The organism is Pseudomonas sp. GW821-FHT05D12, assembly GCF_059419825.1.
This window is the reverse complement of the sequence record NZ_JBWKSN010000006.1, coordinates 404,344-427,123: the sequence shown is the minus strand read 5'-3', so window position 1 is coordinate 427,123 and position 22,780 is coordinate 404,344. Positions and strand designations below refer to the sequence as shown.

At 60.4% G+C, this 22,780-nt stretch carries 26 protein-coding genes and 4 tRNA genes; 16 read left to right on the top strand and 14 right to left on the bottom strand.

Annotated elements, in window-relative coordinates; translation table 11 throughout:
• Nucleotides 1-209: 209 nt before the first annotated feature.
• From AC07SI_RS14450 to AC07SI_RS14420, 7 genes are all read left to right on the top strand, one after another.
• The gene (locus tag AC07SI_RS14450; protein WP_003192538.1) at nt 210-767 is read left to right on the top strand and encodes a CvpA family protein; all 558 of its coding nucleotides are present in this window, start codon (nt 210-212) and stop codon (nt 765-767) included.
• A gap of 41 nt (nt 768-808) precedes the next feature.
• Nucleotides 809-2,314 carry an amidophosphoribosyltransferase gene (purF, locus tag AC07SI_RS14445; RefSeq protein ID WP_065904549.1) on the top strand — a complete coding sequence of 502 codons (1,506 nt, stop codon included), beginning with the start codon at nt 809-811 and terminating at the stop codon, nt 2,312-2,314.
• A 65-nt stretch (nt 2,315-2,379) separates the two neighbouring features.
• Entirely contained in the window at nt 2,380-3,591 is a 1,212-nt protein-coding gene (locus AC07SI_RS14440) for an O-succinylhomoserine sulfhydrylase (RefSeq protein ID WP_106803185.1), read from the top strand.
• An 11-nt stretch (nt 3,592-3,602) separates the two neighbouring features.
• The gene (locus tag AC07SI_RS14435) at nt 3,603-4,367 is read left to right on the top strand and encodes an SDR family oxidoreductase (RefSeq protein ID WP_065904573.1); all 765 of its coding nucleotides are present in this window, start codon (nt 3,603-3,605) and stop codon (nt 4,365-4,367) included.
• A gap of 99 nt (nt 4,368-4,466) precedes the next feature.
• Nucleotides 4,467-4,542, top strand: a tRNA-Val gene (locus AC07SI_RS14430).
• 55 nt (nt 4,543-4,597) lie between these two features.
• Nucleotides 4,598-4,674 (top strand) — tRNA-Asp (locus AC07SI_RS14425).
• A gap of 106 nt (nt 4,675-4,780) precedes the next feature.
• A tRNA-Asp gene (locus AC07SI_RS14420) sits at nt 4,781-4,857 on the top strand.
• Between the two features lie 194 nt (nt 4,858-5,051).
• Here AC07SI_RS14420 and AC07SI_RS14415 read toward each other — a convergent pair.
• The gene (locus AC07SI_RS14415; protein ID WP_495005938.1) at nt 5,052-6,335 is read right to left on the bottom strand and encodes an NAD(P)/FAD-dependent oxidoreductase; all 1,284 of its coding nucleotides are present in this window, start codon (nt 6,333-6,335) and stop codon (nt 5,052-5,054) included.
• Nucleotides 6,336-6,519: 184 nt separating this feature from the next.
• Between AC07SI_RS14415 and AC07SI_RS14410 the strand changes: the two genes are divergently transcribed.
• Nucleotides 6,520-6,596, top strand: a tRNA-Val gene (locus tag AC07SI_RS14410).
• 148 nt (nt 6,597-6,744) lie between these two features.
• Nucleotides 6,745-7,179: a hypothetical protein gene (locus AC07SI_RS14405; protein WP_120449185.1), complete on the top strand. Its 435-nt coding sequence runs from the start codon at nt 6,745-6,747 to the stop codon at nt 7,177-7,179.
• Nucleotides 7,180-7,195: 16 nt separating this feature from the next.
• Here the strand turns inward: AC07SI_RS14405 and AC07SI_RS14400 are convergent, their stop codons facing one another.
• Nucleotides 7,196-8,623: a DHA2 family efflux MFS transporter permease subunit gene (locus AC07SI_RS14400; protein WP_495005937.1), complete on the bottom strand. Its 1,428-nt coding sequence runs from the start codon at nt 8,621-8,623 to the stop codon at nt 7,196-7,198.
• Nucleotides 8,624-8,809: 186 nt separating this feature from the next.
• Between AC07SI_RS14400 and AC07SI_RS14395 the strand changes: the two genes are divergently transcribed.
• Entirely contained in the window at nt 8,810-9,439 is a 630-nt protein-coding gene (locus tag AC07SI_RS14395) for a YajG family lipoprotein (protein ID WP_495005936.1), read from the top strand.
• A gap of 68 nt (nt 9,440-9,507) precedes the next feature.
• On the opposite strand, the gene AC07SI_RS14390 is transcribed toward AC07SI_RS14395, so the two are convergent.
• Nucleotides 9,508-10,053: a DUF4410 domain-containing protein gene (locus AC07SI_RS14390; RefSeq protein ID WP_065903742.1), complete on the bottom strand. Its 546-nt coding sequence runs from the start codon at nt 10,051-10,053 to the stop codon at nt 9,508-9,510.
• A gap of 339 nt (nt 10,054-10,392) precedes the next feature.
• Here AC07SI_RS14390 and AC07SI_RS14385 point away from each other — a divergent pair, with 339 nt between their 5' ends.
• The 3 genes from AC07SI_RS14385 to pcp are packed head-to-tail and all read left to right on the top strand — an operon-like array spanning nt 10,393 to nt 12,705.
• The gene (locus AC07SI_RS14385; RefSeq protein WP_065903737.1) at nt 10,393-11,109 is read left to right on the top strand and encodes a DUF969 domain-containing protein; all 717 of its coding nucleotides are present in this window, start codon (nt 10,393-10,395) and stop codon (nt 11,107-11,109) included.
• Complete coding sequence (locus tag AC07SI_RS14380; protein WP_065903735.1) at nt 11,106-12,056, top strand: DUF979 domain-containing protein; 951 nt, start codon at nt 11,106-11,108, stop codon at nt 12,054-12,056. The genes AC07SI_RS14385 and AC07SI_RS14380 overlap by 4 nt, the downstream gene beginning before the upstream one ends.
• A 7-nt stretch (nt 12,057-12,063) precedes the next feature.
• On the top strand, nt 12,064-12,705 hold the full coding sequence (pcp, locus tag AC07SI_RS14375) for a pyroglutamyl-peptidase I (RefSeq protein ID WP_106805624.1): 642 nt from the start codon (nt 12,064-12,066) through the stop codon (nt 12,703-12,705).
• A gap of 16 nt (nt 12,706-12,721) precedes the next feature.
• On the opposite strand, the gene AC07SI_RS14370 is transcribed toward pcp, so the two are convergent.
• The 5 genes from AC07SI_RS14370 to AC07SI_RS14350 all read right to left on the bottom strand — a co-directional run bounded on the left by AC07SI_RS14370 (nt 12,722) and on the right by AC07SI_RS14350 (nt 16,397).
• On the bottom strand, nt 12,722-12,946 hold the full coding sequence (locus AC07SI_RS14370; protein WP_065903730.1) for a hypothetical protein: 225 nt from the start codon (nt 12,944-12,946) through the stop codon (nt 12,722-12,724).
• A 211-nt stretch (nt 12,947-13,157) separates the two neighbouring features.
• Nucleotides 13,158-14,558, bottom strand: coding sequence for a heavy metal sensor histidine kinase (locus AC07SI_RS14365; RefSeq protein ID WP_495005935.1), 1,401 nt, complete (start codon nt 14,556-14,558; stop codon nt 13,158-13,160).
• On the bottom strand, nt 14,555-15,226 hold the full coding sequence (locus AC07SI_RS14360) for a heavy metal response regulator transcription factor (RefSeq protein ID WP_065903725.1): 672 nt from the start codon (nt 15,224-15,226) through the stop codon (nt 14,555-14,557). The genes AC07SI_RS14365 and AC07SI_RS14360 overlap by 4 nt, the downstream gene beginning before the upstream one ends.
• A 42-nt stretch (nt 15,227-15,268) precedes the next feature.
• Entirely contained in the window at nt 15,269-15,514 is a 246-nt protein-coding gene (locus AC07SI_RS14355) for a DUF2790 domain-containing protein (protein ID WP_106803190.1), read from the bottom strand.
• A 112-nt stretch (nt 15,515-15,626) separates the two neighbouring features.
• Complete coding sequence (locus AC07SI_RS14350; protein WP_495005934.1) at nt 15,627-16,397, bottom strand: alpha/beta hydrolase; 771 nt, start codon at nt 16,395-16,397, stop codon at nt 15,627-15,629.
• A 210-nt stretch (nt 16,398-16,607) separates the two neighbouring features.
• Between AC07SI_RS14350 and AC07SI_RS14345 the strand changes: the two genes are divergently transcribed.
• Entirely contained in the window at nt 16,608-17,285 is a 678-nt protein-coding gene (locus tag AC07SI_RS14345; protein ID WP_106803191.1) for an HAD family hydrolase, read from the top strand.
• 20 nt (nt 17,286-17,305) lie between these two features.
• Here AC07SI_RS14345 and AC07SI_RS14340 read toward each other — a convergent pair whose 3' ends face one another.
• From AC07SI_RS14340 to csrA, 3 genes are all read right to left on the bottom strand, one after another.
• Nucleotides 17,306-17,602: a hypothetical protein gene (locus AC07SI_RS14340; RefSeq protein WP_120449182.1), complete on the bottom strand. Its 297-nt coding sequence runs from the start codon at nt 17,600-17,602 to the stop codon at nt 17,306-17,308.
• 94 nt (nt 17,603-17,696) lie between these two features.
• Complete coding sequence (locus AC07SI_RS14335) at nt 17,697-17,948, bottom strand: hypothetical protein (protein ID WP_106803193.1); 252 nt, start codon at nt 17,946-17,948, stop codon at nt 17,697-17,699.
• Between the two features lie 210 nt (nt 17,949-18,158).
• Entirely contained in the window at nt 18,159-18,353 is a 195-nt protein-coding gene (gene csrA / locus AC07SI_RS14330) for a carbon storage regulator CsrA (RefSeq protein ID WP_027604095.1), read from the bottom strand.
• Between the two features lie 263 nt (nt 18,354-18,616).
• Between csrA and AC07SI_RS14325 the strand changes: the two genes are divergently transcribed.
• The gene (locus AC07SI_RS14325; RefSeq protein ID WP_065903706.1) at nt 18,617-18,982 is read left to right on the top strand and encodes a penicillin-binding protein activator LpoB; all 366 of its coding nucleotides are present in this window, start codon (nt 18,617-18,619) and stop codon (nt 18,980-18,982) included.
• A 31-nt stretch (nt 18,983-19,013) separates the two neighbouring features.
• On the opposite strand, the gene AC07SI_RS14320 is transcribed toward AC07SI_RS14325, so the two are convergent.
• The 3 genes from AC07SI_RS14320 to AC07SI_RS14310 all read right to left on the bottom strand — a co-directional run bounded on the left by AC07SI_RS14320 (nt 19,014) and on the right by AC07SI_RS14310 (nt 21,226).
• Nucleotides 19,014-19,703, bottom strand: a complete 690-nt coding sequence (locus tag AC07SI_RS14320) for an endonuclease (protein ID WP_106803194.1) — start codon at nt 19,701-19,703, stop codon at nt 19,014-19,016.
• A gap of 4 nt (nt 19,704-19,707) precedes the next feature.
• Nucleotides 19,708-19,959 carry a DUF1654 domain-containing protein gene (locus AC07SI_RS14315; protein WP_495005933.1) on the bottom strand — a complete coding sequence of 84 codons (252 nt, stop codon included), beginning with the start codon at nt 19,957-19,959 and terminating at the stop codon, nt 19,708-19,710.
• A gap of 178 nt (nt 19,960-20,137) precedes the next feature.
• Nucleotides 20,138-21,226 (bottom strand): asparaginase, encoded by a 1,089-nt coding sequence (locus AC07SI_RS14310; RefSeq protein ID WP_065903702.1) that lies wholly within the window; start codon nt 21,224-21,226, stop codon nt 20,138-20,140.
• Between the two features lie 563 nt (nt 21,227-21,789).
• Between AC07SI_RS14310 and AC07SI_RS14305 the strand changes: the two genes are divergently transcribed.
• Nucleotides 21,790-22,746, top strand: coding sequence for a sugar ABC transporter substrate-binding protein (locus AC07SI_RS14305; RefSeq protein ID WP_065903701.1), 957 nt, complete (start codon nt 21,790-21,792; stop codon nt 22,744-22,746).
• Nucleotides 22,747-22,780: the final 34 nt, after the last annotated feature.

The window sequence follows — 22,780 nt, the reverse complement described above, 5'->3', positions numbered from 1 at the left end:
TTGCCGCGATGGCGGTGGTTGCAGTCGACAGCGATGTTGAATGCGCCGCCCTCATTGCAGGCAAGCCTGCTCCCACATTGGTTTTGGGGCTGGGTTGAAGTTGGACGGGGTCTCCAAACCATTGATTTGCAAAGCACCCGCAATCACAGCTTACCGACAGCCCGACGCTCTGCTAAAATGCGCCGCCTTATCCGTCCGTAGGCTCAAACGTGCCATTTACCTGGGTTGACTGGGCGATCGTTGCAATCGTCGCCATCTCCGCTTTGATCAGTCTAAGCCGCGGCTTCGTAAAAGAAGCACTGTCGTTGCTGACCTGGATCATCGCAGGAGTTGTAGCCTGGATGTTCGGCGGTTCATTGTCGGTTTACCTGGCCGGATACATCGAGACACCTTCGGCTCGCGTCATCGCGGGCTGCGCCATCATGTTCATCGCCACGCTGCTGGTGGGGGCAATGGTCAATTATCTTATTGGCGAGTTGATACGTGTCACCGGCCTCTCCGGGACCGATCGATTTCTCGGCATGGCCTTCGGCGCCGCGCGTGGCGCGTTGCTGGTGGTCGTGGCGGTCGGGCTGTTGAGCCTGGGGCCGGTACAGCAGGATTCGTGGTGGCAGGAGTCGGTACTCGTGCCAAAATTTCTATTGGTTGCAGATTGGTCCAAGAACCTCATATTGGGGTGGAGCAGTCAGTGGCTGGCCAGCGGAATCAGCGTACCCGCTGATCTTCCGTTCAAGGAACACCTCTTGCCGGCCAAAACGCCTCAGTAAGCTGTGTTCAGTCAAGATTCATTAAGTAGGGGTTGCGTCGCATGTGTGGCATCGTCGGTATCGTCGGTAAGTCGAACGTCAATCAGGCGCTGTATGACGCGCTAACCGTCCTCCAGCACCGCGGCCAGGACGCTGCCGGTATTGTGACCAGCCACGACGGCCGGTTATTCCTGCGCAAGGACAATGGCCTGGTGCGTGACGTGTTCCATCAGCGTCACATGCAGCGCCTCGTCGGGCACATGGGCATTGGCCATGTGCGTTACCCGACTGCCGGTAGCTCCACATCGGCCGAAGCTCAACCGTTTTACGTCAACTCGCCTTACGGCATCACCCTGGCGCACAACGGTAACCTGACCAACGTTGAACAGCTGGCCAAGGAGATTTACGAATCTGACCTGCGCCACGTCAACACCAGCTCCGACTCGGAAGTACTGCTCAACGTGTTCGCCCACGAGCTGGCCCAGCGCGGCAAGCTGCAGCCGACCGAAGAAGACGTGTTCGCCGCCGTGACCGACGTGCACAACCGTTGCGTCGGTGGCTACGCGGTGGTGGCGATGGTTACCGGCTACGGCATCGTCGGCTTCCGTGACCCGCACGGCATCCGTCCGATCGTGTTCGGCCAGCGTCACACCGACGAGGGCGTCGAGTACATGATCGCCTCCGAAAGCGTGTCCCTGGACGTGCTGGGCTTCACCCTGATCCGCGACCTGGCGCCGGGCGAAGCGGTGTACATCACCGAAGATGGCAAGCTGCACACCCGTCAGTGCGCCGTGGCGCCGAAACTCACCCCGTGCATCTTCGAACACGTCTACCTGGCGCGTCCGGATTCGATCATCGACGGCGTTTCGGTGTACAAGGCGCGCCTGCGCATGGGCGAGAAGCTGGCCGAGAAGATCCTGCGCGAGCGTCCTGAGCACGACATCGACGTGGTCATCCCGATCCCGGACACCAGCCGTACGGCTGCGCTGGAATTGGCCAACCACCTGGGGGTCAAATTCCGCGAAGGCTTCGTGAAGAACCGCTACATCGGCCGTACCTTCATCATGCCGGGTCAGGCGGCGCGCAAGAAGTCGGTACGCCAGAAGCTCAACGCCATCGAGCTGGAATTCCGCGGCAAGAACGTGATGCTGGTGGACGACTCCATCGTGCGTGGCACCACGTGCAAGCAGATCATCCAGATGGCCCGTGAAGCCGGCGCCAAGAACGTGTACTTCTGTTCCGCAGCGCCTGCCGTGCGCTACCCGAACGTCTACGGTATCGACATGCCGAGTGCCCACGAACTGATCGCTCACAACCGTACGACCCAGGACGTGGCCGACCTCATCGGCGCCGATTGGCTGATCTACCAGGACCTGCCGGACCTGATCGAAGCGGTCGGCGGTGGCAAGATCAAGATCGACCAGTTCGACTGCGCCGTGTTCGACGGCAAGTACGTGACCGGTGATGTCGACGAGGCCTACCTGAACAAGATCGAGCAGGCGCGCAACGACTCCTCGAAGATCAAGACCCAGGCGGTCAGCGCGATCATCGATCTGTACAACAACTGAGTAGACACCGGCCCTGAGGGGCCGGTTTTGTATCTTAAATAAAGAATTGAGTAAGGAGTCACAGCATGAGTCAGGAATGGGATGCCGGTCGGTTGGACAGCGACCTCGATGGCGTAGCTTTCGATACCCTGGCTGTGCGCGCTGGCCAGCACCGCACGCCCGAAGGCGAACACGGTGACCCGATGTTCTTCACTTCCAGCTACGTGTTCCGCACTGCCGCCGACGCCGCTGCGCGCTTCGCCGGTGAAGTGCCGGGCAACGTGTATTCGCGCTACACCAACCCGACCGTGCGTGCGTTCGAAGAACGTATCGCGGCCCTGGAAGGCGCGGAGCAGGCCGTGGCCACCGCCACTGGCATGGCGGCGATCCTGGCAGTGGTGATGAGCCTGTGCAGCGCTGGCGACCATGTGCTGGTTTCGCGCAGCGTGTTCGGTTCGACCATCAGCCTGTTCGAGAAGTACTTCAAGCGCTTCGGCATCGAGGTGGACTACGTGCCCCTGGCGGATCTTTCCGGCTGGGACGCGGCAATCAAGGCCAACACCAAGTTGCTGTTCGTCGAATCGCCGTCCAACCCGCTGGCAGAGCTGGTGGACATCGCCGCGTTGTCCGAAGTGGCTCACGCCAAGGGCGCGATGCTGGTGGTCGACAACTGCTTCTGCACCCCGGCGTTGCAGCAGCCGCTGAAGTTGGGCGCGGACGTCGTGGTGCACTCGGCGACCAAGTTCATCGACGGCCAGGGCCGTTGCATGGGCGGTGTGGTGGCCGGTCGCAGCGAGCAGATGAAGGAAATCGTCGGGTTTTTGCGCACGGCTGGCCCGACCCTGAGCCCGTTCAACGCGTGGATTTTCCTCAAGGGCCTGGAAACCCTCAGCCTGCGGATGAAGGCCCACTGCGCCAACGCCCAGGCCTTGGCCGAATGGCTGGAGCAGCAGGACGGTATCGAGAAGGTGCATTACGCCGGTCTCAAGAGCCATCCGCAGCATGAGTTAGCCCAGCGCCAGCAGCGCGGTTTCGGTGCCGTGGTGAGTTTCGAGGTCAAGGGTGGCAAGGAGGGCGCATGGCGCTTTATCGACGCGACTCGACTGATCTCCATCACCGCCAACCTGGGTGACAGCAAGACCACCATCACCCACCCAAGCACCACCTCCCACGGCCGCCTGGCGCCGCAGGAGCGTGAAGCCGCCGGTATCCGCGACAGCCTGATCCGTATTGCGGTAGGCCTGGAAGATGTAGCCGACCTGCAAGCTGACCTGGCTCGCGGGCTGGCAGCCTTGTGATCGAGTGGTCCATGGAAGCTGCAGCGGCCAGTAACGGCCGCGTCGCATTGGTCACTGGGGCGGCCCGGGGCATTGGCCTCGGGATTGCTGCGTGGCTGATCAGTGAAGGCTGGCAGGTGGTATTGACGGACCTGGACCGCGAACGCGGTTCCAAGGTGTCCAAGGTGCTGGGCGACAACGCCTGGTTTATCACCATGGACGTGGCGGACGAGAAGCAGGTGGCCCAGGGTGTCGCCGAAGTGCTGGGGCAGTTTGGTCGCCTGGATGCGTTGGTGTGCAACGCGGCAGTGGCCGACCCGCGCAATATCACCCTGGAAAGCCTCGACCTGGCTTACTGGAATCGCGTACTGGCGGTGAACCTCAGTGGGCCGATGTTGCTGGCCAAGCACTGTGCGCCGTACCTGCGCGCCCATGGCGGGGCGATCGTCAACTTGGCGTCGACCCGGGCCCGTCAATCGGAGCCGGACACCGAGGCCTACGCGGCGAGCAAGGGCGGCTTGCTGGCGCTGACTCACGCATTGGCGATCAGCCTGGGTCCGGAGGTGCGAGTGAACGCCGTCAGCCCCGGCTGGATCGATGCGCGTGATCCTGCGGCGCGCCGTGCCGAGCCGTTGACGGACGCCGACCATGCCCAGCATCCGGCGGGCAGGGTGGGGACGGTGGAGGATGTGGCGGCGATGGTGGCGTGGCTGTTGTCGCGTCAGGCCGGGTTTGTCACCGGGCAGGAGTTCGTGGTCGACGGTGGCATGAGCAAGAAGATGATTTACAGCGAGTAGGCGGTCTTGAAGCCATTTTGTCTTTTTCAGAAAAACTTCAAGCAGGCTATTGACTTAGGTCCGCTACCTGCGTAAATTTCGCGGCCTCAACGAAGCAAAGGGTGATTAGCTCAGCTGGGAGAGCATCTGCCTTACAAGCAGAGGGTCGGCGGTTCGATCCCGTCATCACCCACCACTTCTTGAGAGTTTTGTCTTCGGGCAAGACGCAACGTTAAAGGTTGCACCGACGCGCAGCGGTAGTTCAGTCGGTTAGAATACCGGCCTGTCACGCCGGGGGTCGCGGGTTCGAGTCCCGTCCGCTGCGCCATATTTTCCAGGTTCGATTCGTCGGGCTTGAGATTGAACAGCCAAGGCTGGTCGATCAGATGTTTCAAGACGGTTGTGGGGTTTACCCGTAGCTGGTCAAGCGATACGCAGCGGTAGTTCAGTCGGTTAGAATACCGGCCTGTCACGCCGGGGGTCGCGGGTTCGAGTCCCGTCCGCTGCGCCATATCTGCCTCAAGGCCCACTGAACGCCTTGAAGCACAAAGAAAGCCTCTGGCTACTTTGATCCGATAGCAAAGACCCTGGTCGAAAGACCGGGGTTTTTTGTGTCTGCGATTTATGAATTGTACGAGCCCGCTCATGGGCAATGGCGAACTTACGGACGCCATCGCCCGCGAGCGGGCTCCTACAGGTTTTGCCTCAAAAGCCTAGTTTGTCGCGCAAGCCGTAGTACCAGGCGCCCAGTGCGGCAAACGGCGTGCGCAACAGTTGGCCGCCCGGGAATGGGTAGTGGGGCAGGTCGGCAAACGCATCAAAACGCTCTGCCTGGCCTCGAAGGGCTTCTGCCAGTACCTTGCCGGCCAAGTGTGTGTACGTCACGCCATGGCCGCTGCAGCCCTGCGAGTAGTAGATGTTGTCGCCCAGGCGGCCGACCTGTGGCAAGCGCGACAGGGTCAGCAGGAAATTGCCGGTCCAGGCGTAGTCGATTTTCACGTCCTTGAGCTGCGGGAAGGCCTTGAGCATCTTCGGACGGATAATCGCCTCGATGTTCGCCGGGTCACGCGCGCCATACACCACGCCGCCGCCGAAGATCAGGCGCTTGTCGCTGGTGAGGCGGTAGTAGTCGAGCAGGTAGTTGCAGTCTTCGACGCAGTAATCCTGCGGCAGCAGCGACTTGGCCAGTTCGTCACCCAGCGGTGCAGTGGTGATGACTTGCGTGCCGCAAGGCATCGACTTGGCTGCCAGCTCCGGCACCAGGTTGCCCAGGTAGGCATTGCCCGCGACGATGATGAACTTGGCCCTGACCTTGCCCTCGGCGGTGTGCACTACGGGATTGGCGCCGCGCTCGATGCGCACTGCCGCGGACTGCTCGTAGATGCTGCCGCCCAGGGATTCCACCGCCGCTGCTTCGCCCAGCGCCAGGTTGAGGGGATGGATGTGCCCGCCGCTCATGTCGAGCAGGCCGCCGACATAGTTCTCACACGCCACGACCTCACGGATGCGACGTTCGTCCAGCAACTCCAGCTGGGTATGGCCGTAACGCTCCCACAGGCGCTTCTGCGACTCCAGGTGGCCCATGTGCTTGCTGTTGAGTGCAGCGAACACGCCGCCGTCCTTCAGGTCGCACTGGATCTGGTACTTCGCCACCCGCTCGCGAATGATCTTGCCGCCCTCGAACGCCATCTGCCCGAGCAACTGTGCCTGCTTGGGGCCGACGCTGCGCTCGATCACGTCGATGTCACGGCTATAACTGTTGACGATCTGCCCGCCATTGCGACCAGAGGCACCAAAGCCGACCTTGGCGGCTTCCAGCACTGTCACGCGAAAACCGTTCTCCAGCAGGAACAGCGCGCTGGAAAGGCCGGTGTAGCCAGCACCGATCACGCACACGTCGGTTTCGACCTCGCCTTGCAGGCTTGGGCGTGGCGGTACGGCATTCGCGGAAGCGGCGTAATACGACTGGGGGTAGGGGGTGTTCGCCATCCTGGAACCTCTGTTTTATATTTTTTACGAGTACCCCGATCCTACCTGAGTTGAAAATTGCCTGCCAGCCACCGAAAAAATACCGATGTGCCGGCCGCAAATAAAAAATTCGCATATTCATAGGGTTAGCTGCAAAAAAGATGTTGACACCCCTCCGGAATTCCGTAGAATGCCGCCTCACAGCAGGCACGTAGCTCAGTTGGTTAGAGCACCACCTTGACATGGTGGGGGTCGTTGGTTCGAGTCCAATCGCGCCTACCAAACAAAATCCGCTCTGCTGGGCGGTCTAGAAGGGCTCACCGAAAGGTGGGCCCTTTTTTGTTGCTTCGGATTTAATCCTGACGCCGCCCTCAATTAATCGACCGACACGCCGATGCAGTCGGTAAGCCTTCATCATCGGACATTTGGCATGCTCATCAACATTAGCAATCCTCCTGCCGTAGCCAGCAGTCAAAGCGTTGCAACCTCGACGGTTCCCCAGGCAACCGAGAGCACCAACCGTACCGGCGGCCTGACCGTCAATATGAACGCTGGCACGCAAGCGACTGCGGGTGCTGGCGGCGGTGGCCAGGCGTCTTCCAGCTCGACGGAGTCGGACACGGTCAAGGAGTTGAAGAAGCAGATCGAGCAGTTGCAAAAGCAGCTTCAAGAGCAGCAACAAGCCATGCAGCAGGCACAGTCCAGCAACCAGAGCGAGGCGGCCAAGGCTGCTGCGGTTGCGGCGGCGCAAGCGCAGATTGCAACCACTGCCGCTGCGTTGCAGACAGCGACTGCCGCGCTGTTGCAGGCTGTCACCGCTGAGGGCGGCAGTGCGACGGGATCAATCGTCAGCACCACCGCCTAATTCGACGAGGCGGCGTTCAACCGCGTTTCAACACACTTTCTCCCGCGTGCGCTGGCAGTCGATAGACGTCTACCAGCGCGAGCGCTCCCAGCAATGCCACCCCGATGAACGCCACCCGGAAGTCACCCACTTGTGCGTGAATCTCATGCCCCTGCACGCTCATCGACGCGCGCAACAACAGCGCCGCTGCCGTCACGCCCATCCCCATGGCCAGCTGGAACGACATGCTGAACAACGCCGATGCCTCGCTCATGCGTGGCTTGGGCACGTCTGCAAAGCCAATCGAGTTGTAGCAGGTGAACTGCATCGAGCGTGACAACCCGCCCACAAACAGCACCACTGCGATGACCGCGAGCGGGGTCTGCGCGGTGAAAAGGGCGCACGCCGCAATCGACGCCACCCCGATCACGCCATTCACCAGCAGCACCTGGCGAAAGCCGAAGCGCTGCATGATGGCCGTGGTCAAGGGTTTCATCGCCAGGTTGCCGGCAAAAACCGCCAGCACCAACAGGCCCGCGTCCACCGGGGATAAGCCAAAGGCCACCTGAAACAACAGCGGCAGCAGGAACGGCAGCGCGCTGATGGCCAGGCGAAACAGCGACCCACCATAGATACTCACGCGAAAGGTATTGATCGCCAGGGTCTGCAGCGGCAACAACGGGTCAGTATGGTGCTGACAGTGGTGCACGGCCCACACCGCCAACGCGATGCCCGCTGCGACCAGCACCACGCCTGGGATGAGCATTTCGCCGGCCTCGCTGCCCAGCCATTCCAGCCCGCCCAACAAGGCGACACAAGCGCCTGCGAGCAGTACGAACCCCTTCGCATCAAACTTGCGCACGCTGGCTTCGCGACCTTCCGGCACCAGCCACAGTGCGGCGGCCAACGCCAATACGCCCAGCGGCAGGTTCACGTAGAAGATCCAGGGCCAGGAGGCATGGGTGACGATCAGTCCGCCGGCCACTGGCCCCAGGATCGGCGCCACCAGGCCGGGCCAGGTGATGATCGCGATCATTTTGACCAGGTCTTTTTTATCCGTATTGCGCAGCACCGCTAGCCGCCCCACGGGCACCATCAGTGCGCCACCGATGCCCTGCAGGATGCGCGCAAAGACGAACATTTCAAGGCTCTGGCTCAGCCCGCACAGCAGCGAGGCGAGGGTGAAGACGATGATCGCGCCGGCAAAGACCCGGCGCGCACCCAATCGGTCGGCGATCCAGCTGGGCAACGGTATGAAGATCGCCACGGCGAGGATGTAGGCGGTGATGCCGATGTTCATGTCGACCGGCGTGACCCCGAACGCTGTGGCCATGGTCGGCAATGCCGTGGCGATCACCGTGGCATCGAGGTTTTCCATGAAGAAAGTCACGGCGACCACCAGGGCGATCAGGCGGGTCTGGATGCTGAGGCCATTCTCGGCGGTGGGTGTGGCGGAAGAAGTCACCGGTGCTGCCTCTTGTTCATTGACGTTCGTTCTGGGTTGACGATACCGGGTCGGGCTTGAGTACACACTCACCGGTATGCAGTTACTTCAAAAAAGTCGGAGTGATGTCTAAATGATATCGCGCATGTACAATCGTCGCCGGCCGATATCCGGCCATGCCAATGATGGCGATAAGGAGCGGTAGTCATGAGCGTTCGGTTAGTGGTGGGGATTGCGGCACTGATGGTTCTGGCGGGATGCGCCACGAGTCGCTCGGAAGTGGATGTCAATGTTGCGCCGCTCAGCACAAGCCAGGCCGCAGCAACAAGCAATGGCAAGAAAGTCCTGATCAGCACCGTGGATGATCGCGTTTTCCAGATCGCTCCACGAAGCCCGGATACGCCATCGCTGAAAAATAACGAGGTCAATGACAAGTCGATTACCGAGCGCGCCATTGCCCGTAAGCGCAACGGTTACGGCAAAGGGTTGGGCGACGTGTTGCTGCCCTCTGGCCGCACCGTTTCCCAACTGGTGAATGAGTCGGTAGCCGCGGCTTACAAGCAGGCCGGTTACCAGGTCGTCACCGAGCCAGGCACTCCGGATGCCGCGCCAGTGAACGTGCATATTGTCGAATTCTGGTCCTGGTTTACCCCAGGCTTCTTCTCTGTCGACGTGAGTAACAAAGCCCACCTGCGTATCGAAACCCCGGGCGCCACTGCGCTGAATGTGGTGACGCGCAAGAATGAAAGCATGCAGGCGGTGACGGAGAGTGATTGGAAGAAAATCACCGAGGCGGGTCTGCAAGAAGTGTCGCGTGAGACCCTCAAGCAACTCTGAAGCAAGCCAGGCGGAATTGCAGTATCAGGGCCAACCCGGCGGTTGGCCCTTTTTGCAGGCGCGGTGGCTTACTGGGCCTTGGCGCTCTTGATGTCGCTGATCATCTGCTTGGCGATTGCCTGGACCTGCTTCTGCGTCATTGCCGAAGCCACGCCTTCCCAGGCCGAGGATGACGTGTCGTAGGTGCGTGAGCCAATGGGCGCGCCGGATTTCAAGTCGGAGTAGTCGGCGCGGGAGAACACCCAGGCATTACCCACCAGCGCACCGGCGACATACCGCGAACCCGGTTCGATGTAGCGAAACTTGCTCACGTTGATGCTGATGCCCACGCCGTCTTCACCATTGGCCGCGACTTTAGGGCTTTCGGTGACCGTGAAGCCGGCCTGGCGTGCTTCGACCTGGAGCGCGTTATTCCAGTCGCGCTTGAGCAGGTTCCAGTCAGGGTTTTGCTCCACCTGTTTTTCGCCCTGGATGCTCACCACCAGGTTCTGCTTGGCCGCTTCCGGGATGGCCAGTGCTGCGCTGCCGCCACTTTTAACTTTCGCTGCACAACCGCCCAGCAGGGACAGGGCAACGGCGCACGAGAGGGCGATCAGGACCTTTTGGGTTTTCATCGAATTTCCATATCCACAACAATAGTGAGAGAGGCGTGCGCCGGTACCCGGTGCCGCACCCGATCAACGGGCGGCGCTAAGATGCGTGACTCGCGGGTTACCTGTCCACATCTTGTTACGTGTGCGCAGCAAACCCCGACAAAATTTATTGGTTTGCAGCAACAATTTTTCTTGTTGGACACCTCCCGCCCCCAGGCAGCAAAGTTGCCGCCACTGACGCTCGACCTTCCGGGTCAACAATAAAAAACCGAGCCGACTGCACGCCACTTCCTGCTGTGAACCCTTTGTTCACATCCTGCTGTAACGGCGCCGCAGCGCGCATTAAAGGACCTCACCGCCATGCAAACTGTTGTGAACTTATGGCCGTTGATCGGCGTACTTGTGATCGTGGTTGGCTTTGTCTTGCGCTTCAATCCGCTGTTGGTGGTGACCGCCGCCGCCATCGCCACCGGGCTTGCCGCCCACTTCCCGCTGGAAAAAATCCTCGCGACCATGGGCGACGGTTTCCTTCAGACCCGTGCCCTGCAATTGATTCTGTTATTGCCCCTGGCGGTCATCGGCCTGCTGGAGCGCCATGGGTTGCGCCTGCACGCGCAGAACTGGATCGCGCGGTTCGAGCGCGCCACGGTAGGGCGCCTGTTGATCATCTACCTGTTTGTGCGTGAATCCACGGCCGCCATGGGCTTGACCAGCCTCGGCGGACACCCGCAGATGGTGCGCCCACTGCTGGCGCCGATGGCCGAGGGGGCAGCGGAAAAGCGCTACGGCAAGTTGCCGGACAAGCTGCGCCACAAGGTGCTGGCCATGTGCGCTGCGACGGACAACGTCGGTCTGTTTTTCGGTGAGGACATCTTCGTCGCCTTTGGTGCGATTGCGCTGATGCACACCTTCCTGCTGGGCTCGGGGATTGATGTCGAGCCGCTGCACATCGCGGTGTGGGGCATCCCGACGGCGATCTGCGCGTTTATCATTCACGCGATTCGCCTGCATCGGTTCGACCGGCGGCTGACCCGTGAGATGACGCCTGTCGCCACTGCCGTGGAGGCCGCGCAATGATCATCTCGATTCAATACCTGTACTGGCTCGCCGGAGTGCTGCTGCTGATCACTGCGGGCATGATCCTGATGGACCGGACCCACCCCAAGCGCTGGTCCAGCGCCTTGTTCTGGTTGCTGTTCGCGGTTCCGTTCCTGGTGGGCGAGCGCCTGCCCTCGGTGGTCATTGGTGTGGGCGTGGTGGTCATGGCGTTGATTGCCGGGCTGGGCGGCGTCGGCCGTGGCACGCACGCCGAGCTGCATGACAAGGCGTCCCGCGCCAGCGCCGGTCGCCTGGGGCACAAACTGTTTATCCCGGCGTTGGCGATTCCCCTGACGACGGTGATCGGCTCGGTATTGCTCAAGCACACCGAGATCGGCGGCGTACCGCTGCTGGACCCGAAAAACACCACCTTCGTTTCCCTCGGCATCGGGTGCCTGATCGCCCTCGGCCTGGCGTGCTGGCTGACCCGCGATACCCCGGTGCAGGCCTTGCGTGAATCGCGGCGCCTGACCGAAGCCCTGGGCTGGGCCATGGTGCTGCCGCAAATGCTGGCGATGCTGGGGCTGTTGTTCAATGAAGCCGGGGTCGGTACGGCCGTCGCGCATGTCACCACCACCTACATCAACCTGGATTTCAAGCTGGTGGCAGTCATGGTGTATGTGCTGGGCATGGCACTGTTCACGGTGATCATGGGGAACGGCTTCGCGGCATTCCCGGTGATGACCGGCGGCGTCGGCGTGCCGGTGCTGGTGGGGATCTACGGCGGCAACCCCGCAGTGATGGCCGCGATTGGCATGTTCTCGGGTTACTGCGGTACGTTGATGACACCGATGGCGGCCAACTTCAATATCGTGCCGGCAGCACTGCTGGAGTTGCCCGACAAAAACGCGGTGATCAAGGCTCAACTACCGACCGCGCTGATGATGCTGGTGGTCAATATTGTCCTGCTTTACCTGTTGATGTGAGGCCACGATGCAGACTCTATTGTTGACGGGTTTCGAGCCCTTTGATCAAGATCCGATAAACCCGTCCTGGGAAGTGGTACGCCTGCTGGATGGCTGGCAACTGGGCGCCGATGTGCAGGTTGTTGCGCGTCGGCTGCCGTGTGCGTTTGCCACGGCGGGTGAGTGCCTGATCCAGTTGATCGACCAATTGCAGCCGGCGATGGTGATCGCCACGGGGCTGGGGCCGGGGCGCAGTGCTATTTCCATGGAGCGGGTGGCGATCAACCTGAATGACGCGCGTATTCCCGACAACCTCGGCGAGCAGCCGATTGATGCCGCCGTGGTGGCTGACGGCCCCGCAGCCTACTTCACCACGCTGCCGATCAAGGCGATGGTCAAGGCGGTGCGCGAAGCGGAGATTGCGGCGACGGTGTCGCACACGGCCGGTACCTTCGTGTGTAACCAGGTGTTTTACCTATTGCAGCATGCACTGGCTGCTAGCGCCGTGCGCAGTGGGTTTATCCACGTGCCATATCTGCCCGAACAAGTGCTGGCTTCGGGCGCGGCGTCAATGGCACTGGAGACGCAGGTCGAGGGACTCCGGGTGGCGTTGCTGGCCGCTTGGCATACATCAGTGGATGTGACGGAAACGGGCGGGCAGGTCAGCTGACCTGCGCGGGTCATCGTCAGGTAGCAAACAGGCGGGTGAGCCCGAAGGTGATGGCGCACGCCAGGCCTGTCATTGCGAAGGCGGTGGCCACGTACCATTTGATGAGATTCACCTCGGTGGTCGTAAGGTCCGCCTTGGTCGCGAAGTGCTTTTCCAGGGAGTCTGCCCTGCTCGAAACGGTGATCAGCCTTTCTTTCATTTCAGCCAGCCCCTTTTCCAGTAGACCCAATCGTTTTTCCATGCCTGAACCTCCGTCGTTACCGCCACCACCTCTGCCTTGAGGTGGGGTGTTCAGCGAGTTTGTCCCGCCGAATCGATAGTGTTTCCTTTCCACTGCACTTCACCTGTTTCCAATACTGAGCGCGCGCTTTGGGGAAAGAATAGTGGGAACTCCGGCCAGGGGTGACAGCCAAATTTTTGCAAAATAACACCAGGCGCCTGGGGCGCGCGATTCAGTCGTCCCGCCTCGGAAAAAACAACTCAAAACACGTCAGTCCTGCCTCGCTGCTCACGCTGTATCGACCGTTATGCAACTGCATGATGGTCGCCACAATCGACAGGCCCAGGCCATTGGACTGGGCCGAGCGCTCGCGCGATTCATCCACCCGGTAAAAGCGCTCAAATAGCCGTGGCAGGTGCTCGGCAGCAATGGTTTCACCCTGGTTGCTGACCCTCAGGGTGATGCCTTCGGCCTGTGGCACCGCCTGGATCAGCAGCTCGGAACGCGGCGCGCCATATTTGATCGCGTTGGCGCACAGGTTCGCCAGGGCCCGGCGCAGTAGCATCGGTTCAGCCCAGATCACGCCTTCACCTTCGGCACGAATGCTGACCTCCACGTCACTGGCCAGGCCTTCGAAGTAATCGGCGATACGTTCCACTTCATCCGCTGCACTGAGTTCCTGGCGTTGGCGCAGGGCGCTGGCCGGATCAGTGCGGGCGAGGAACAGCATGTTGTCGAGCATCCGCGCCAGGCGTTCAAGCTCTTCGACGTTGGACGCCAGCAACTGTTGATAACTCTCGACGCTGCGACTCTGTTGCAGCGCGACCTGGGTTTCGCCCAGCAGGTTGTTGATCGGCGTGCGCAGTTCGTGGGCCATGTCTGTGGACACCTGGCCCAGTTGCACAAACCCTCTGGCCAGGCGTTCGAGCATGGTGTTGAACGCGTCGATCATCGGCAGCAACTCTTTTGGCGCGCCGTGGCTGTCGAGGCGCTCGGCCAGGTTGCCGACGCCAATGCCCTGGGCATGCCGGGCCAGGCGTCGCAACGGCAGCAGGCCACGGTGCACCAGCAAGTACCCGACCAGGGCAAGGATGATCGCGGCAATGCTTGCCAGGATAAACACGCTCAGGCGATAGCTGGCGAGCATGGCGGTGCGTTCGGTCATCAAGCGTCCGGTGGTGACTTGCAGGCTGCCCAGGTCCCCGGAATCGATCGACGCCGCCACGGCGGCGAAGGGGACATTGTTGACCCCAGGCAAATGGTGCACATCGGCAAGGCCCAGCGCGTGGTCTTTGGCAACGGCCGGCACCACCGGCATCTCAATATTGCCCGGGTTGACCAGCAGCAAGGGCTTCTGCCCCGGCGCCGCGATGCTCAGCACTGACTCGCTGTTGCCCAGCATGTTCTGGAACAGCTCCGGCTTGGTCCTGATCAGATCCAGCGTATTGCTGTCGTTGAGCAGGTTGCGTAACTGATCGGTGCGATAGATCAGCGCAGCGTCGTCGCGCTTGATCAACTCACGCTCCAGTTCGCGGTACAGCGCAACGCCCAGCGTGGCCAGCAGCGCGAAGGCCAGCAAGGCGAAAATCACCGCCAGGCGCAGGGTCAGTGAATAATGGCGACGGTGGGTCATGGCTGGGTATCGAAGCGGTAGCCGATGCCCCGCACGCTGTGGATCAACTTGAGCTGGAACGGGTCGTCGATTTTCAGGCGCAGGCGCCGCACGGCCACGTCCACCACGTTGGTGTCGCTGTCGAAGTTCATGTCCCACACTCGCGAGGCAATCAGCGAGCGCGACAACACCTGATCCTGGTGAGTGGCAAACAAATGCAGCAGGGCAAACTCTTTGTTGGTCAGGGTGATGCGTGTGCCGGCGCGGGTCACGCGGCGTTTCAGCACATCGATCTGCAGGTCGGCGACCTGCAGTTGTTCTTCTTCCCGGCTCGGGCCACGGCGGGTCAGGGTGCGCAGGCGCGCCACCAGTTCGGCGAAGGAGAAGGGCTTGATCAGGTAATCATCGGCGCCGAGTTCCAGGCCCTTGATGCGGTCGGCGATATCATCGCGGGCCGTCAGAAAAAGCACCGGCGTATCGGCTTCCTTGCGCAAGCGGCGCAGGACTTCCCAGCCGTCCATCTTCGGCATCATCACATCCAGCACGATCACGTCGAACGAGGTTTCCAGGGCCTGGTGCAAACCGTCCACGCCGTCGCGGGCGAGGCTGACGGAGTAGCCCAGCTCCTGCAGGCCGTTAAGCAGGTAATTGCCGGCCTTGGGTTCGTCTTCGACTACAAGAATGTTCATGGGAAGTGCCCTGCTTCTGTGCGTTGCGCAAGTGTAGTCCGATCAATTGTCACTCGGGCAACCGATCGCCTGTACCTGGTAGTCCAGCACGTGTTCGCGGCCCTGGTGGTCCAGGTAGTCGAGACGCGCGGGAACGATGCCGCATTGGCCGTAGGTATCGGTACTCGACAAGACTTTGTCGACATCCAGGTGCACGAAAAAGCCGGTCTTGTCGTGGATGACGGGTTCGGCAGCGAACACGGTGCCAGTGGCAAACAAAGCGGCAAAGCCGAGGATAAACAGTTTCATGGCGATCTCTCTCTTAATAGGTTGGCTGCCAGAGCGTGGCAGTGGGTTCACGGTAACCAAGCGCTCCGAACAGCCAACCAACAGGTTCATGACAAGTTTGTAATGCAAGGGCTCAAGGCTGGCGGCCGGAGGCTTCGAGGATCAGGTCGGTGATTTCCTTGGCGTGGGACACCAGCGACAAGTGGCTCGAGGGCAGCTCGATCGTGCTGGCGTTCATGCGCTTGGCGAGGAACCGTTCCAGGTCCGGGTTGATGGTCTGGTCCTGGGTCGACACCGCGTACCAGGACGGCTTGGTGTGCCAGGCGGCGTTCATGGTGCGGCCGCTGAACAGGCTCTTGGTGATGGGTTGCTGCACGGCGTACAGCTCCATGGCCTTGGCGTGCGGCACGTCGGCGGCGAAGTACTTGAGAAACGCGTCCTGGCTCAGCGTGAGGTAGCCATCGTGATCTTCCACACCGGCCCGCACCGGCATGGTCGGGTACTTGGCGGAAAGCGCGACAAAGTCTTCATTGGCATCCGGGGCGCGGGCCGCCACGTACACCAGGGCGCTGACGTTGGGGTTCACCCCGGCATCGCTTACCACGGTGCCGGCGTAGGAATGGCCGACCAGCACGGTAGGACCGTCCTGTTGATTCAGTACGCGGTTGGTGGCGGCGACATCGTCGGCCACCGATGTCAGTGGGTTTTGCACGGCGGTGACGTGCAGGCCGGCGGCCTGGAGGCGGGTGATCACTTCGGACCAGCTCGAGCCATCTGCCCAGGAACCGTGCACCAGCACCACGTTGTTGGCTTTGACCGGTGCGACGGTGCCGGCCAGGGCGGTGCCGGTACCCAGCATCAGCAGGCTGGCGGCGATCAGGCAGAGTTTGCTTGCAGGTTTCATGGGGTGACCCTTTTCATCAGTGGGAAGGTGGCGTCAACCGGTGTGGGTGACTGACGCCGCCACTGTATGAAGTGAGGGTGCTGACAAGACTTACAGCTTGATTACAAAGCTGTAATGCGATCGAGGGGTTGGCGGCGTTTACAAGCACCGAGGTGATCCGTAGATTGCATCGGGCCGATTATTTGTTACCGCCCACGAGGAAGCCACGCAGTGTCCATCCGAGGTTCAGCCGTATTTGCCCGCCGTTACCGCGCCTTTCTGTTCGATATGGACGGCACCCTGCTCAACTCCATCGCCGCCGCCGAGCGGGTGTGGAGCACCTGGGCCGAACGCCACGGCCTGGACGTGGCGGCGTTCCTGACCACCATTCACGGCGCCCGCGCGATCGATACCATCACCCGCCAGGCGTTGCCGGGGGTTGATCCCGAAGTTGAGGCGCAGTGGATTACCGAAGCGGAAATCAATGATGTCGAAGGCATTGTCGCGATCCCCGGCGCGGTCGCGTTTCTGAACCACCTGCCGGGCGATCAATGGGCGCTGGTCACCTCAGCGCCTCGTGAGCTGGCGTTGCGTCGGCTGCGAGCGGCCGGGATTGCGCCGCCGGCGGTGCTGGTCACGGCCGAAGACGTCGCCATTGGCAAGCCCGACCCGGCCTGTTACCTATTGGGGGCACAGCGCCTGGGCGTGCCGGTGCAGGACTGCCTGGTGTTTGAAGATGCGTCGGTGGGGATTCGTGCGGGAGAAGCGGCAGGGGCGGACGTGATGGTCGTAACGTCGACGCACCTCAAGCCCATGGTGACCGAACACGCCAGGATTGACGGCTATGCCCACCTGCGCGTGCAGCGCGGTGCTGATGGCTTGTTGTCCTTGCAGAATGAAGTGGGCTGATACAAAAAGGCCGAAACCCGTTACCGGTCTCGGCCTTGTTCGCAGCCAGGTGAAGCAGAGGGAGGCTGCATCCGGTCATTCCTCATCGCCTGGCGGGACAGCACCATTTCCCTGAGAATTTCATTCGCCAGCCGGGCAATGGCTTCCGCCCCACGATAGTGCGCGCGCACGATTCCGGTAATTGCGAAATGGTCGGTTTCCGGGCCGCTGAGCACCGCCGAAAGGGTGCCGTCGGCGTGCAATGTGCAGGTGATGGTGTAGCTCGGCAGACGGGCAGCCAGTGCAGACTCGATTTGCGATTTGCTCAAAGTGTCCATCGGTTTCAGCACCTTTCAGTGAGCGTGCAGAGCAAAGCATAGGTCGTGCTGCGTCGCTGTAAATACCGGCGATCTGATAGCGAAGCGCTGCGCATCAACGTGCATTTTTCTGAGCGGTTTGTTGACACAATTTAAGCTGTACGGCCCTCTGGATGGGCTTGAGGCAGAACATGAAGAGGTAGCCACCCAGCACCAGTGTGAGGTCTAGCCAGGACGGCGGATCGGCGGGGTCGGTGCCTGCGATTTCAAGCCTCAAGCCATATTCCAGCCCCACGAATGCCAGCCCTATCAGGAGGGCGATGATCCAGGCTCGTAGAGCGAATGGTTGCGCAGGGGTTAACCTCATCGACGTGCTCCTTCGCGCACACGGATGGCAGGGTATTAGTAGAAGATTCGGCTATGGATGACACGACAAGTTCAAAGCGTGAAGACAGTTTCATCTTGGCGCGAAGATGAATGCATTGGAGGCGTCAGTCACGCAATAGACACTAGAGCGGTTCGAAGGGGTTTTCGCCAGCCGTTACAGTGAACGAAAGGGCTGGCTACTGAAGGTTCTTCAAGGCGTCTGGTTTTTGTCCGGGGCACTCAGGCCGGCCTGGATGCGCTGGTAGATCTCCTCGCGATGCACGGCAACATCCTTGGGTGCGTTGATGCCGATTCGTACTTGCTGGCCGCTGACGCCCAGGATGGTGATCGTGATGTCATCACCGATGTTTATGCTTTCACCGACTTTGCGGGTGAGTATAAGCATGGACTTCTCCTTGATTACTTTTAAGGACACGTGTTTCAGACAGGGCAGATGTCAGATGTGTGTAGCTTACTGCTAAGCGCTTCCCTGTGGCTGCCTCTTTTAGGACGCATAGAGGCGGCATTAATTCCCATGCCGGCATCATACAGGTCTGCGATACATCATTCGCATTGTTTAAGCCAACGTTTATGACGGCCAGAATAGACAGTGAATGATAAAGTCGCCTCTTTAATCCTTTAAGGAGCAGGGCAGTGCGTAAAGTAGCGATGGCAATTGCGGTGTTGGCATTGGCCGGTTGCGGTGAAGGCAAAAGCGTCGATGCGCCCAAGGCCAAGCCTGCCGTGACTGAAAGCCAGCCACAAACCGGCGCGATTGCCGCTCAGGAGTGGGATGTATGGGTCGGGCCACCCGACCACAAATTACAGGCGCTCACCGACCTCACGGCCTGGTTGCTGGAACATGGTTTCAATTTTTACATCGTGAAGGTCGACGGCAAGGACGAAGTGCTGCTGGGGCCGTTCGCCACCAAGGCTGAAGCCGAGGCCAAGCAGGTGCAACTCACTGAAAAGCTGGCACGCGCCAAGAAAACCGATACCGAATCGCAAGTCATCGAGCACGCGGCTGCGCAATAACCGGCTGGATGGGCGGGAGTACCGCCCAGTTTCAACCGCAGGCCTTCAGGTTCACCGGGCCGACGAACTCATTGCCACGTCCCATCACACACGCCACGGTCTGGTTGCGCTGGCGCTCCCAAGCCTGCACCGGGTAGGTCTTGTTCCAGGCTTCATAGAGCTGGCGATCCTGTTTAGACAGGCGCAAGCCGTACTGCTTGCTCATATAGAAATAGGTGCGCGCGATCATTCCGCGGATGGACGGGCGGGGCATGACCTTCTTGGCCTTGAAGTCGACCTGGGTCAGGCATGAGCCGTACTGCCCGCTTTGCACCGGCAGCCAGCCAAAACTGAAGTTGTTACGGTCACCGTTGACCTCGCCGATACTCGGCACCAGGTTGTGCAGGTCTGCCTCGGCGCGCTTGAACACGTCATCGTGGCGCGTGCAGTTCTTGCGCCCGCCGTTCTGCCAGCACTGGCGCTGGTGCCCGATCTGCCAGGCCGGAACAATGTGCTCCCACTCGATGCGGGCGGCGCGGTTGGCGTTTTTGCGCGGGATGTAGCCGCAGGCTTTCAGGTCTATGCGGTTGCCGGTGTATTTGCAGCCGCAGTAGAACTCGGTGGATTGGGGGGCATAGAGTTTCCAGGCGACTTTCTTGGCTTCGCTGAAGGTGCGGGGTGCCTGGGCCTGGGCACCGACAGCAAAGAACAGGCAGCACACAGCGATAAAACGGACACTCATTGAATCAATCTTCCTTCGGTACAACCCAGAAAATCTGCACGCCACCGTCGTCCCGATAGGCGAGGGTGACGTTGTCGTTCTCCGCAATTTCTTCCAGCAACCGCTCCCACTCATCCTCCGGCTCGTCCGGCAGGCGGAAGATCAAGGCTGCCTTGGCTTTTTGGGCGTTGGTCGAGTTGATGATCTTTTGCACACGAATGGCCAGGCGTTCGTAGGCATCAGGCGAGGTTGGCGCTGCGGAAGAGGACTTTGCCACGGAGTATTCCTTAATAAGCTGTACGCACATACAGTATTTAACTGTGGGCGATTTCGCAACTGCTTAAATTTCAAGAAGTTCGTCTGACAGCTGTTCAGGTAGTTTTGCGTAAGGCGGGGGAGTGTAATGTGTAGGAGCGCGCCTGGAGAGGCGAGCTCCTACAAGGTATGGCCAGGAATCAATATTCCCAGAACATCCGTTGCAGCTCTTTGCTGTCCTGGGTCTTGGTCAGGGCGACCATGGCCAGGATGCGGGCTTTTTGCGGGTTCAGGTCATGTGCGGCGACCCAGTCGTACTTGTCGTCAGGTTGTTCAGCATTACGCAGAACGAAACCGCCGGCATTCACGTGGGAGGAGCGGATGATCTGCACGCCTTGCTTGCGCAGTTCCTGCAGGGCAGGGACCACCTTGGAGGACACCGAACCATTGCCGGTGCCGGCATGGATGATGGCTTTGGCGCCAGCCTGGGCCAGGGCCTTGACCGCTGTGTCGCTCACGTTGCCATAGCCATAGGCGATTTCCACGTCCGGCAGGCTCTTGATGGTCTTGATGTCGAATTCCGAATCCATGGTGTGGCGCTTGGCAGGCAGGCGGAACCAGTAGGATTTGCCTTCAACCACCATGCCCAGCGGGCCCCATGGGCTCTTGAACGCCTCGGTCTTGATGTTGATCATCTTGCTGACGTCACGACCCGACTGGATCTCGTCGTTCATGGTCACCAGCACGCCTTTACCGCGCGCGTCTTTGCTGCCGGCCACGGCCACGGCGTTGTACAGGTTGAGCATGCCGTCCGCCGACATGGCGGTGCCTGGGCGCATGGAGCCGACCACGACGATTGGCTTGTCGGTTTTTTCCACCAGGTTCAGGAAGTAGGCGGTCTCTTCCAGGGTGTCGGTACCGTGGGTGATCACGATGCCATCCACGTCCTTGCTGTCGGCCAGTTCGGCGACGCGACGGCCCAGTTGCAGCAGGTTTTCGTTATTGATGCTTTCGGACGCAATTTGCATCACTTGTTCGCCGCGTACATTGGCGATCTGGCTAAGCTCAGGAACACCAGCGATCAATTGCTCGATACCGACTTTCGCCGCCTGGTAGGTGGCACTGTTGGCCGCGCTGGCGCCAGCGCCGGCAATGGTGCCGCCGGTGGCGAGAATCACCACGTTGGACAGCTTGGTCTTGGTTTCGGCTTCCTTTGCCTGGGCGGCAACAGGGAACAGCAGCAGGAGGGCTAATGCGCCCGGGACAATGTTCTTCAGTGCAGATTTCATTATTTTTCTCTCTGGTTTTTGATGAGTGCTGTAGCAGGTTCATCTAGAACACCCGGGCGGTTCTGAATGCCACGAGGTGCAGGATGAGAGCAGGATCTGTACCAGGCTGATTGTATTCGCGGATATAAATTAAGCTGTTGATTTAAAACAACTTATTTTTTGTTTTTGAGTGCGTTCGAACCCCCTTCGTCCGGCTTTCCGAACATTGGCCGCGATTGTGTTCGGTTGTCCGAAAAGGCGCACTGGTTCCATGAGGGCGGTGGCGAATGTTCCGGCAAAGCCTGTCGTTTTAGAGAACGAAGGGCAGGTCGCGATGTTTAATCTCGCGCCTTGCACACTGCGAGGCCAGGCGCTAGAGGGCTTGGATGAAAGACGGGTTTCTACCGTTGACAAATCTCGACAAGGTTCTCATAGTTTGATTAACGCAAACGTTTGCGAGATGTTTCACGGCGCACTCCTGGAGTAACGTGACAGCTCGTATCAGCCACCCCGGGTGGGAGGGCTGCCGAAGCACTCTTCGGTGCAAGCGTTGCTCACAATAATCATAAGATCGGAGTGAACCCATGAAGCTGCCATTCGCTGGACGTCTTCTTGCTGTCGCTGTGCTTGCTGCCGCATCCGCCGTTTTACCTCTTTCCTCTGCTTTCGCCGATGACGCCGCCAAACCCAAGGTTGGCCTGGTGATGAAATCCCTCGCCAACGAATTCTTCGTGACCATGCAGGACGGCGCCAAGGCTTATCAGAAAGACCACGCCGCCGATTTCGACATGATCACCAACGGTATCAAGAACGAAACCGATACCAGCGCGCAGATCGATATCGTCAACCAGATGATCCTCGCCAAGGTCAACGCCATCGTCATCGCGCCCGCCGATTCCAAGGCACTCGTGACGGTGTTGAAGAAAGCCTCCGATGCCGGCATCAAGGTGGTCAACATCGACAACCGCCTGGACCCAGACGTGCTGAAAAGTAAAAACCTCGACATCCCGTTCGTAGGCCCGGACAACCGCAAAGGTTCCAAGCTGGTCGGCGACTACCTGGCCAAGCAACTGGCCGCGGGTGACAAGGTCGGCATCATCGAAGGCGTACCGACTACCACTAACGCCCAGCAGCGCACCGCAGGCTACAAGGATGCGATGGACGCTGCCGGCATGAAGATCGTCTCGACCCAATCCGGCAACTGGGAAATTGACCAGGGTCAGAAAGTGGCCTCGGCCATGCTGAGCGAATACCCGGATCTCAAGGCCCTGTTGGCCGGTAACGACAACATGGCGCTGGGCGCGGTTTCCGCCGTGCGTGCGGCCGGCAAGGCTGGCAAGGTGCTGGTAGTTGGCTACGACAACATCGAAGCCATCAAGCCCATGCTGCAGGACGGCCGCGTCCTGGCGACCGCTGACCAGGCCGCTGCCCAGCAAGCTGTGTTCGGTATCCAGAACGCGCTCAAGCTGGTCAAGGGCGAGAAGGTCGATGCCAAAGATGGCGTGATCGAAACCCCGGTCGAACTCGTCCTCAAGAAGTAATCCTGGCAGCACCCAACAGCGCCCGCTCGTCCTG

What these genes read in the sequence shown, in the direction of transcription:
- pcp (WP_106805624.1), top strand. Translation starts at nt 12,064, where the DNA reads ATGCAGACTCTATTGTTGACGGGTTTCGAGCCCTTTGATCAAGATCCG.
- AC07SI_RS14360 (WP_065903725.1), bottom strand. Translation starts at nt 15,226, where the DNA reads ATGAACATTCTTGTAGTCGAAGACGAACCCAAGGCCGGCAATTACCTG.
- AC07SI_RS14350 (WP_495005934.1), bottom strand. Translation starts at nt 16,397, where the DNA reads ATGAAACCTGCAAGCAAACTCTGCCTGATCGCCGCCAGCCTGCTGATG.
- AC07SI_RS14310 (WP_065903702.1), bottom strand. Translation starts at nt 21,226, where the DNA reads ATGAAATCTGCACTGAAGAACATTGTCCCGGGCGCATTAGCCCTCCTG.
- AC07SI_RS14415 (WP_495005938.1), bottom strand. Translation starts at nt 6,335, where the DNA reads ATGGCGAACACCCCCTACCCCCAGTCGTATTACGCCGCTTCCGCGAAT.
- AC07SI_RS14405 (WP_120449185.1), top strand. Translation starts at nt 6,745, where the DNA reads ATGCTCATCAACATTAGCAATCCTCCTGCCGTAGCCAGCAGTCAAAGC.
- AC07SI_RS14370 (WP_065903730.1), bottom strand. Translation starts at nt 12,946, where the DNA reads ATGGAAAAACGATTGGGTCTACTGGAAAAGGGGCTGGCTGAAATGAAA.
- AC07SI_RS14335 (WP_106803193.1), bottom strand. Translation starts at nt 17,948, where the DNA reads ATGAGGTTAACCCCTGCGCAACCATTCGCTCTACGAGCCTGGATCATC.
- AC07SI_RS14385 (WP_065903737.1), top strand. Translation starts at nt 10,393, where the DNA reads ATGCAAACTGTTGTGAACTTATGGCCGTTGATCGGCGTACTTGTGATC.
- AC07SI_RS14355 (WP_106803190.1), bottom strand. Translation starts at nt 15,514, where the DNA reads ATGAAACTGTTTATCCTCGGCTTTGCCGCTTTGTTTGCCACTGGCACC.
- AC07SI_RS14390 (WP_065903742.1), bottom strand. Translation starts at nt 10,053, where the DNA reads ATGAAAACCCAAAAGGTCCTGATCGCCCTCTCGTGCGCCGTTGCCCTG.
- AC07SI_RS14340 (WP_120449182.1), bottom strand. Translation starts at nt 17,602, where the DNA reads ATGGACACTTTGAGCAAATCGCAAATCGAGTCTGCACTGGCTGCCCGT.
- AC07SI_RS14320 (WP_106803194.1), bottom strand. Translation starts at nt 19,703, where the DNA reads ATGAGTGTCCGTTTTATCGCTGTGTGCTGCCTGTTCTTTGCTGTCGGT.
- AC07SI_RS14305 (WP_065903701.1), top strand. Translation starts at nt 21,790, where the DNA reads ATGAAGCTGCCATTCGCTGGACGTCTTCTTGCTGTCGCTGTGCTTGCT.
- AC07SI_RS14365 (WP_495005935.1), bottom strand. Translation starts at nt 14,558, where the DNA reads ATGACCCACCGTCGCCATTATTCACTGACCCTGCGCCTGGCGGTGATT.
- AC07SI_RS14380 (WP_065903735.1), top strand. Translation starts at nt 11,106, where the DNA reads ATGATCATCTCGATTCAATACCTGTACTGGCTCGCCGGAGTGCTGCTG.
- AC07SI_RS14440 (WP_106803185.1), top strand. Translation starts at nt 2,380, where the DNA reads ATGAGTCAGGAATGGGATGCCGGTCGGTTGGACAGCGACCTCGATGGC.
- AC07SI_RS14435 (WP_065904573.1), top strand. Translation starts at nt 3,603, where the DNA reads ATGGAAGCTGCAGCGGCCAGTAACGGCCGCGTCGCATTGGTCACTGGG.
- purF (WP_065904549.1), top strand. Translation starts at nt 809, where the DNA reads ATGTGTGGCATCGTCGGTATCGTCGGTAAGTCGAACGTCAATCAGGCG.
- AC07SI_RS14395 (WP_495005936.1), top strand. Translation starts at nt 8,810, where the DNA reads ATGAGCGTTCGGTTAGTGGTGGGGATTGCGGCACTGATGGTTCTGGCG.
- csrA (WP_027604095.1), bottom strand. Translation starts at nt 18,353, where the DNA reads ATGCTTATACTCACCCGCAAAGTCGGTGAAAGCATAAACATCGGTGAT.
- AC07SI_RS14325 (WP_065903706.1), top strand. Translation starts at nt 18,617, where the DNA reads ATGGCAATTGCGGTGTTGGCATTGGCCGGTTGCGGTGAAGGCAAAAGC.